The following is a 7,742-nucleotide window of genomic DNA, read 5'->3' as shown; positions in this document are numbered from 1 at the left end:
CGCTGCGCCAGCCGGCCTTCTGGGGCATCGCGCTGGCCTTCACCGCCTACTACGCGACCTTCTCGGCCCTCACCTTCCATCTCTATCCGATCCTGGTCGAGCGCGGCCTCGACATGGCGGCGGTGGTCGGGATCATCGCCATCATCGGCCCCGCGCAGGTCGCCGGGCGCATCGTCGTCTGGGCCTTCGGCTCCGACCTGCCGGTGCGGATCATCGGCTGTGCCGTCGCCGCCTGCTTCCCGGTCTCGGTCGGCATCCTCTGGCTGGCGCCGACCGGCCTCGTCACGCTCGCCGTCTTCGCCGTCGTCCACGGCATGGCGAACGGCGTCATGACCATCGTGCGCGGGCTCGCCGTGCCCGAGATGCTGACGCGCGAGGCCTATGGCGCGCTCAACGGCGTCCTCGCGCTGCCCGGCACCTTCGCCAAGGCACTGGCGCCGCTCGCCGCGGCCCTGATCTGGGAGTTGGGCGGCTCCTACGACCGGGTCCTGGCGATCGCCTTCGGCCTCACCCTGCTGGTGCTGGTCGGAATGCTCTTCGCATCGGCAACCGCTCGCCGCTAGGATCGACCGCCATGTTCGCAATCCGCGACATCGATCATCTCGTGCTGCGGGTCGTCGACCTCGACGCCATGCTGGGCTTCTACTGCGGCGTCCTCGGCTGCAGGGTCGAGCGCCGCCAGGACGCGCTCGGGCTGGTCCAGCTCCGCGCCGGCCGCTCCCTCATCGACCTCGTCCCGATCACCGGGCCGCTCGGCCGGCGCGGCGGCGGTCCGCCGGTGCCGGACGGCCGCAACATGGATCATTTCTGCCTGCGCATCGAGCCGTGGGACGAGGCCGCGATCACCGCCCACCTCGCCCGCCACGGCATCGCCCCGGGCGAGACCGGCACCCGCTACGGCGCGGAGGGCGACGGACCGTCGATCTACATCGCCGACCCCGAGGGCAACACGGTCGAGCTCAAGGGCCCGCCCGCCGGACCGTCCGTTCCTCCGGACGATGGCTGAGCCGGCGCCGGGCATCTTCGTCAATTCCTTCGGCGGCGTCGGCTCCAAGACGTTCGTGCGTGCCTGCGTCGGCCGCGACGGCCGCGCCGCCCTGGCACCGGCCCACGGGCACCTCCGCCGGCCACCGCCCTCGGTGCCGGCGGCGCTGCGCGTCGTCTATCTCTTCGGCGACCCGTGGAACGCCGTCATCTCCTTCTTCGGCCGCCGCGGCGGCCGGCACGAACGGCACAGCTTCGACGGCCGCGGCGGCGGGCCGGCGCCGGACTGGGCGCGCAAGCATTGCCGCAACATCGGTGGCGACTGGCAGGCCCTGCCGCCGGACTGGGACCTGGCCGCCTTTCTCGCGGGCGGCCGCGACCTGTTCCGTCTCGAGGAGCATTACGCCAACTGGCGCGACGCCGCGCTCCCCTACCCGGTCCTGTTCGTGCGCTTCGAGGACCACTGGCGGCACCTGCCGGCCATCCTCGACTTCCTCGGGCTGCCCGCGGATGCGGCCGGGCGCTTTCCACCGCCGGCGCCGCGGCGCAGCGACTGGACGGCGCAGCCCGAGGCCATCCGGGCGGGGCTGGACGCGCTCTACGGCCGCTTCCGCGCCCGCCTCCTCGCCGAACCGCCCGTGTTCCTGCGCCCCCCGGCACCGACCCGCTAGGCACCGCCCATGACGATCGCCGGCGCCAGCCGGCCATCGAAGAAGTCGGGCCGCGGCAGGCCGCGGGTCTTCATGCTGAAGTAGCAATTCTGCGTGAGCAGGCCGCGGCTCGTGCTCTCGCCGAAGACCGAGAGGTTTCGCGCCGCGACGAAGAGCCGGTGGCCCGCCGGCTTCTCCAGCCGGCTCAGCAGTTCGTCGAGCGCCTTCGCCGCCGGAATGGCGTCGGGGAACGATCGGAAGACGTGGCGCAGGACCTTCACGCGCAGGAACTGGTGGAGCCAGAGCTGGTGGTACCCCGCCCGCTCCAGCAACGGCTCGCCCCACGGGGCGGGGATCGCCGGACCGGCCAGGGCGCGATCGCCGAGCAGCCCGCGGCAGCGGCAGAGCAATATTCCGGAGATCGCGGGATCATCGATGGCGGGCAGCCATTGCGCGATCTCCGCGAAACGTCCGAACTCGCCGTGGATCGGGTACTTGTCGTCGATGCACCAGTAGATCCACTCGTCGTCCGGCAGGTCGTCGAGCAGGGTCAGCACGGTCTCCTTGATGCCGGGCAGCGACCGGACCGGCTCGATGTCCGGCCGCTCCGGCAGCTCGAGCGTCTGGAACGGAATGCGGAACCGCAGCGGATGTCCCGGCCAGAGCTCGGCATAGGCCGCGATCATGTGCCAGGTGAGCGCACGGTACTTGTCGAACGTCAGGACGATGGCCTTCATGGCCGTACCTGCGGCGTGGCCGGCCCCGCCGGGGCAGGGCCCGTCCCGCGTTCGAGAATGGCCCGCAGACCGGCGGCCAGACCGGCGCCGTCGCGGTCGGCAGTCCGCGCCGAATGCTCCTCGAGATCCTGCAGCAGCGCACGCACGCGCGGCTGGGACGATGGCGACGACCAGGCGTTGAACCGCTCCTCGGGATCGGCCGCGAGGTCGCGCAGGATGGGCGGCGACGCCTCGCGCAGCACCAGCTTGGCGCCCCCCGTCCAGACCACCCGTTCCGGACGGCGAATCACGCCGACTTCCTGGCGCAGATTGCCGGTTCGCGTCGCGACCGGCTCTGCGGCCACGTTCTCGATCACCACCGACCGCCGTCCCGCGATGCCGGCGGCGATGCGCAGGAGGTCGTCGCCATCGCCGGCGGATGGCAGGCCGGCCAGGCCGGCCAGGGTCGGAGCGACGTCGAGCAGCGTGACGGGCGCGTCGACGTCACCCGGAACGACTGACGGCGCATCAAGCAGCAGTGGAACGCGGATCGCGCCCTCCTCGGTCGACCGCTTCGAGCCACGCTCGCTGCGGAATGTCTCGCCGTGGTCCGAACAGAACAGCACCGCGGCCGGACGCGCCTGCCGGCGCGCGGCGAGCATGTCGAGCAGCCGCCCGATCCGGGAGTCCAGGGCGTCCACCGCGGCATAGTAAGCCGGATGCGGATTGCCCGTTCCACGATAGCGCGCCAGCTCCGCATCGGGTGCGTCATAGGGCGGGTGCGGCGGATAGTAGGACACCACCAGCAGGAAGGGCGGCCCGGACGACCAGTCGCGCAGCAGGCCGGCCGCCTCGTCGGTCTCGCGGTCCGGCCGCCAGACGCGCGCGCCGGCGCCGTCGATCCAGTGCGAGGCCGCCGAATTGTAGCCCGACCAATGGTCGAATCCGTCGGGCCGGGCCTCGCCGAGGTGCCACTTGCCGACATAGCCGGTGCGGTAGCCGGCCGCGCGCAGGGCCGGAAACACCGTCGTCCGGCCCCGTCCCGCGAGCGCGTCCGGCTCGCGGTAGATGTTGTCGGCGACGCCGTGGCGATGCGCATGCAGGCCAGTCCAGAGCCCGGCCCTGGCGGGGCTGCACAGCGGGAACGGCGTCGCCGCATGCCGGAAGCGCAGGGCCCCTGCCGCCAGGCGGTCGAGATTGGGCGTCCGGACGAAGCGGTTGCCGGCGTAGCCGAGGGAGTCCCAGCGCTGCTGGTCGGTCATCAGCAGCAGGATGTCGGGCCGCGCGGGCATCGGGGATGGCGGGCCGCGGATCTCAGCCTGTCCCGCAGGCCTTGACCCAGATGTCGTAGACCGGATGCTCCAGCGCCGACACCGCCGGGCTGGAGGCGAACATCCAGCCGGAGAACACCCGGCGGCGCGGCTCGCCCACCGGCTGGTCGTCGATCTCCAGGAACGCGATGGCGTCGGGCGGCTCCTCCGGCGGCCGGTTCCGGCAGGCGCGGACCGCGACCTCGAGGGTCCCGAAGCCGATCGACTTGCCCACCGGCACCTCCAGGGTCGAGGTCCGGCCGAGGATCTTGTCCAGCGCCTGGAGGACGGCGACGCCCTCGCTGGCCGCCGCCGCGCCAGGCAACACCAGGGCCACGGCCAGCGCGGCTGCGGCCCGGCCGGGTGTGCGCCCGGTCACAGCTTGGGCGCGGCCGGCGCCGCAGCGTCGCCCTTCTTGTCGGCCCCGCCCTGGCTGAACATGAACTGGCCGATCAGGCTCTCGATGCTGACCGAGGCCTGCGTGTACTGGATGACGCCGCCCGGCGGCAGCATCTTCTCGTCGCCGCCCGGAACGAGCTGGAGGAACTTGTCGCCGAGCAGGCCGGTCGAGGACACCGAGGCGACGGTGTCGACCGGCAGCTTCACCGTCGGCTCGACGCTGAGCCGGATGACGGCGAGGTAGGTCTTGGGGTCGAGCTCCATGCGGGTGATCGTGCCGACCTTGATGCCGCCGATGCGGACGTCGGTGCCGACCGCGACGCCGTCGACGCGTTCGAAGCGGGCCACCAGCTCGTAGCCGCTGACGGCGCGGATGCCGCTCGCGCTGTAGGCGAAGACGACGAAGACGGCGGCGACGGCGAGAACGACCGCGCCGATCACGGTCTCGACGATGCTGTGCTTCATGCCGCCGTCCGGGCCGGGTGCCGGCCGCTCAACTCGGCTGCCACGGCTCGTAGTCGCCGGTGGCGCGGGCGCGGCGGCCGCCCTGGAGGACATGCCCCGGCGGCCGGTAGGCGTCCTCGGTGCCGGTCCGGTTCGGCTGGTGCTCCTTCTGCCAGGCGCGATGCGGCCGGCCGGCGCCCGGGCCGGGCACGGCATCCACCGTGTAGTGCAGCCAGGCGTGCCACTCGGGCGGCACCCGCGTCGCCTCGGCCTCGCCCTGGTACATCACCCAGCGGCGCGCGGAGGCGCCGGCACGGGGGCTCCGCTCGGTGTAGTAGCGATTGCCGAGATGGTCGACGCCGACCTCGCGGCCCCGCAGCCATGTGAACAAGCGCGTTCCCAGCGTCATGGGCGGTCCCGCGAATCTTCCGTCTGGTTGGAATGGGCGGCCGGACTATGGCACCGCGGCCCGGGCGCGTAAAGTGCCGCGCCCATGACCCTGCCGCCCCCGTTCCCCATCCCGCGCGACCGGACCAGCCCCGGCGGGACCCGCTGATGGGCTTCGTCGAGCCGCCGGAGGCCCGCCGCTGGCGCGGCATTCTCTACCTGCTGGTCTCCTGCACCGGCTTCGGCATCGCCCCCTCGCTCGCGCGCCTCGCCTACGACGCGGGCAGCGAGCCCGCGACCGCGATCCTGATGCGCTTCACCGTGGCGACGATGGTGGTGACGCTGACGATGCGGCGCCTGGGCCGGCCGCTGCGGCTGGCGGCGGGCGACCGCCGGCAGGCGATCGGCATCGGGCTGCTGGCGGCACTCCTCTCCTGGGGCTACCTGTCGGCGGTGGCGCTGGTCCCGGTCAGCGTCGCCGCGCTGGTGTTCTTCAGCTTCCCCGGGATGGTCGCCGTCGCCGCCCATCTCGCCGGCGTGGAGCGGCTGACCCGCCTGCGGTCGGCGGCCCTCGCCGCCGCCTTCGCCGGCATCGCCCTCGTCGTCGGCTTCGAGCTGGGCCGGACGCTCGACCCGGCCGGCCTCGGCCTCGCCTTCCTCGCCGCCGTCGCCTGCGCCGCCTCGATCCTGTGGACGAGCCGCGTGCTGCGGCGGGCCGAGCCGCTCGCGGTCAACGCCCATGCCGTCCTGACCGCGACCGCGGCCTCGATCCTCGTCGTCGCCATCGGCGGCGGGCCGGCCTGGCCCGGCACCGTCGTCGGCTGGATCGGGCTCGGCGGCGCCAGCGTCGTCTACGCCGCGGGCTTCACCAGCCTCTTCTTCGCGGTGCGGCTGCTGGGTCCGGTGCGGGTCGCAGCCCTCGGCAACGTCGAGCCGGTGATCGCCGTCTCGGCCGCAGTCGCGATCCTGGGCGAGACGGTGACGCCGCTCCAGGCGGCCGGCGTCCTGGTGGTGCTGGCGGCGCTGGCGGCGCTGCAGTGGCGGGAGTCGCCGGGCCGCGCGCCCTGACACCAAATTGCCACATATCGCGGTCAAGCGTCGCCGAGACGACCAAATGTAGTTGCCAGCCTGCCGCCGCTTTGGCACCGTGACCTGCTGCCGGACTGGCCGTCGACCTGTCCTGCACCGCATCCCGACCGGACAATTTCCTGGAATTTCAATGCGCTCCCGGGCGCCATTGACTCCTCTTGTCAATTCCGCACCGCAGCAAATTGAAATTGCACGAGAACCCTTGCGGCGCGACGACGGCTCGTTCTAGATTTTGCGTCGGCGCGCCGCGTCGACACTAGCCAATGTGTCAGGCGTGAGACGCCTCGACGAACGCAAACCGGAGGGGGCAAGGGAATGCGTATCGCGCGACGCTTCACCATCGAGGGACGCGATCCCTACGATTCGATCGCCTTCCGGCAGACGGCGAGCGAGATCCGCAATCCCGACGGCTCGGTCGTCTTCCAGCAGACCGACATCGAGGTTCCGGCCGATTGGTCGCAGGTGGCGAGCGACATCCTGGCGCAGAAGTACTTCCGCAAGGCGGGCGTGCCGCAGGCGCTGAAGCCGGTCGAGGAGAACACGGTTCCCTCCTGGCTGTGGCGCCACGAGCCCGACGCCGACCGGCTGGCGGCGCTGCCCAAGGCCGAGCGCACCGGCGGCGAGACCTCCGCCCGGCAGGTGTTCGACCGGCTCGCCGGGACCTGGACCTACTGGGGCTGGAAGGGCGGCCATTTCGACGGCGAGGCCGACGCCCGCGCCTTCTTCGACGAGATGCGCTACATGCTGGCCCGCCAGATGGCGGCGCCGAACTCGCCGCAATGGTTCAACACCGGCCTGCACTGGGCCTACGGCATCGACGGGCCGGCGCAGGGGCACTGGTACGTCGACCAGGCGACGGGCGTCGCCGCGCCCTCGCCCAACGCCTACGAGCGGCCGCAGCCGCATGCCTGCTTCATCCAGAGCGTCGCCGACGACCTCGTCAACGAGGGCGGCATCATGGACCTCTGGGTGCGCGAGGCGCGCCTCTTCAAGTACGGGTCCGGCACCGGGTCGAACTTCTCGCGCCTGCGCGGCGAGGGCGAGCGGCTCTCGGGCGGCGGGCGCTCGTCGGGCCTGATGAGCTTCCTCAAGATCGGCGACCGGGCGGCCGGCGCCATCAAGTCCGGCGGCACGACGCGGCGCGCCGCCAAGATGGTGACGGTCGACGTCGATCACCCGGACATCGAGGCCTACATCGACTGGAAGGTGGTCGAGGAGCAGAAGGTGGCCGCGCTGGTCGCCGGCTCCAAGCTCGCCGAACGCCACCTGAACCGCATCCTCGCCGCCTGCAAGGGCACGGGCGAGGAGCGGTTCGACCCGGCCCGCAACGGCGAACTCCGGGCCGAGATCCGCGCCGCCCGGCGCGTCCTCATCCCCGAGAACTACATCCAGCGGGTCATCCAGTTCGCCCGCCAGGGCTACACCCGCATCGACTTCCCGACCTACGACACGGACTGGGATTCGGACGCCTACCTGACCGTGTCCGGCCAGAATTCCAACAACTCGGTGCGCCTTTCGAACGGCTTCCTGCAGAAGGTCGAGCGCGGCGAGGACTGGGAGCTCGTCCGCCGCACCGACGGCAAGGTGGCCAAGCGCCTGCCCGCCCGCGAGCTGTGGGAGAAGATCGCCCACGCCGCCTGGGCCTCGGCCGATCCCGGCGTCCAGTACGACACCACCATCAACGAGTGGCACACCTGCCCCGAGAGCGGCCGGATCAACGCATCCAACCCGTGCTCGGAATACATGTTCCTCGACGACACGGC

At 72.0% G+C, this 7,742-nt stretch carries 8 protein-coding genes and 2 pseudogenes; 5 read left to right on the top strand and 5 right to left on the bottom strand.

The features are described 5' to 3' along the window. The 3 genes and pseudogenes from ACE3Q3_RS21685 to ACE3Q3_RS21675 all read left to right on the top strand — a co-directional run. Window positions 1-563: pseudogene (locus tag ACE3Q3_RS21685) on the top strand (MFS transporter); the annotation flags it as partial. 11 nt (window positions 564-574) lie between these two features. Next, on the top strand, window positions 575-1,006 hold the full coding sequence (locus tag ACE3Q3_RS21680; RefSeq protein ID WP_374449486.1) for a VOC family protein: 432 nt from the start codon (window positions 575-577) through the stop codon (window positions 1,004-1,006). Then, window positions 999-1,655, top strand: coding sequence for a hypothetical protein (locus ACE3Q3_RS21675; RefSeq protein ID WP_374449484.1), 657 nt, complete (start codon window positions 999-1,001; stop codon window positions 1,653-1,655). Before ACE3Q3_RS21680 ends, ACE3Q3_RS21675 begins: the two co-directional genes overlap by 8 nt. Here ACE3Q3_RS21675 and ACE3Q3_RS21670 read toward each other — a convergent pair. From ACE3Q3_RS21670 to ACE3Q3_RS21650, 5 genes are read right to left on the bottom strand one after another with little or no spacing between them, the layout of a single operon-like run. Next, the gene (locus ACE3Q3_RS21670; protein ID WP_374449482.1) at window positions 1,652-2,371 is read right to left on the bottom strand and encodes a hypothetical protein; all 720 of its coding nucleotides are present in this window, start codon (window positions 2,369-2,371) and stop codon (window positions 1,652-1,654) included. The two genes, ACE3Q3_RS21675 and ACE3Q3_RS21670, sit on opposite strands and share 4 nt — an antisense overlap. Then, complete coding sequence (locus ACE3Q3_RS21665) at window positions 2,368-3,642, bottom strand: sulfatase (RefSeq protein WP_374449480.1); 1,275 nt, start codon at window positions 3,640-3,642, stop codon at window positions 2,368-2,370. Before ACE3Q3_RS21665 ends, ACE3Q3_RS21670 begins: the two co-directional genes overlap by 4 nt. Before the next feature lie 22 nt (window positions 3,643-3,664). Then, complete coding sequence (locus ACE3Q3_RS21660; RefSeq protein WP_374449478.1) at window positions 3,665-4,039, bottom strand: DUF2155 domain-containing protein; 375 nt, start codon at window positions 4,037-4,039, stop codon at window positions 3,665-3,667. Continuing rightward, window positions 4,036-4,524, bottom strand: coding sequence for an outer membrane lipid asymmetry maintenance protein MlaD (gene mlaD / locus ACE3Q3_RS21655; protein ID WP_374449476.1), 489 nt, complete (start codon window positions 4,522-4,524; stop codon window positions 4,036-4,038). Before mlaD ends, ACE3Q3_RS21660 begins: the two co-directional genes overlap by 4 nt. Before the next feature lie 28 nt (window positions 4,525-4,552). Beyond that, window positions 4,553-4,912 carry an NADH:ubiquinone oxidoreductase subunit NDUFA12 gene (locus tag ACE3Q3_RS21650; RefSeq protein ID WP_374449474.1) on the bottom strand — a complete coding sequence of 120 codons (360 nt, stop codon included), beginning with the start codon at window positions 4,910-4,912 and terminating at the stop codon, window positions 4,553-4,555. A 146-nt stretch (window positions 4,913-5,058) separates the two neighbouring features. Here ACE3Q3_RS21650 and ACE3Q3_RS21645 point away from each other — a divergent pair, with 146 nt between their 5' ends. Both ACE3Q3_RS21645 and ACE3Q3_RS21640 read left to right on the top strand, forming a co-directional pair. Next, window positions 5,059-5,958, top strand: a complete 900-nt coding sequence (locus tag ACE3Q3_RS21645) for a DMT family transporter (protein ID WP_374449472.1) — start codon at window positions 5,059-5,061, stop codon at window positions 5,956-5,958. Window positions 5,959-6,294: 336 nt separating this feature from the next. After that, window positions 6,295-7,742: pseudogene (locus ACE3Q3_RS21640) on the top strand (vitamin B12-dependent ribonucleotide reductase); the annotation flags it as partial.

Origin of the sequence: Allostella sp., assembly GCF_041913585.1 — a bacterium.
GTDB lineage: Bacteria > Pseudomonadota > Alphaproteobacteria > ATCC43930 > Allostellaceae > Allostella.
The sequence above is the reverse complement of the archived record's forward strand: the minus strand, read 5'-3'. Positions and strand labels throughout refer to the sequence as shown.